This window comes from Pseudoalteromonas sp. MER144-MNA-CIBAN-0113 (assembly GCF_040308965.1).
In the GTDB taxonomy this organism is placed as follows: Bacteria; Pseudomonadota; Gammaproteobacteria; order Enterobacterales; family Alteromonadaceae; genus Pseudoalteromonas; species Pseudoalteromonas tetraodonis.
The window spans coordinates 1-393 of record NZ_JBEOOG010000219.1 but is presented as its reverse complement, the minus strand read 5'-3'; the positions used below and the strand labels follow the sequence as shown (position 1 = coordinate 393).

The following is a 393-nucleotide window of genomic DNA, read 5'->3' as shown; positions in this document are numbered from 1 at the left end:
TAGGTGATGAGCGAAGCGCACAGTCTAGGCTCGATGATATTTTTGGTAGTGAAACGCGTAATGCAGTAGCGACACACGAATTAATCGAAATTATTCGTACAACGAAAGATCGCCAACCTTTGCGTGACTCGTCACTCACCGAGGCTGAAAAAGAGCAGAATATTGGTAGTTTAGTGCCTATAAGCATGGGACGCTTAGTTGTCGAGCAAGATATATTTAATGCCGCAGCCAAAAAAGTAAAAGTATTTGGTATTGAGCTTATGGATATTCGCTTTAAACGTATTAATTATAATGAAAGTGTACGCCCTAAAATCTATGAACGTATGATCAGCGAACGTCGTCAAATAGCAGAACGCTTTTTGTCAGAAGGAAAAGGCGAAGCTGCCCGTATAC

The 393-nt window shown here is 41.2% G+C and carries 1 protein-coding gene; it reads left to right on the top strand.

Annotation, left to right across the window (positions count from 1 at the left end):
• The coding region (locus AAEY57_RS19470; protein WP_350608602.1) for an SPFH domain-containing protein at positions 1-393 on the top strand (393 nt) is incomplete at both ends.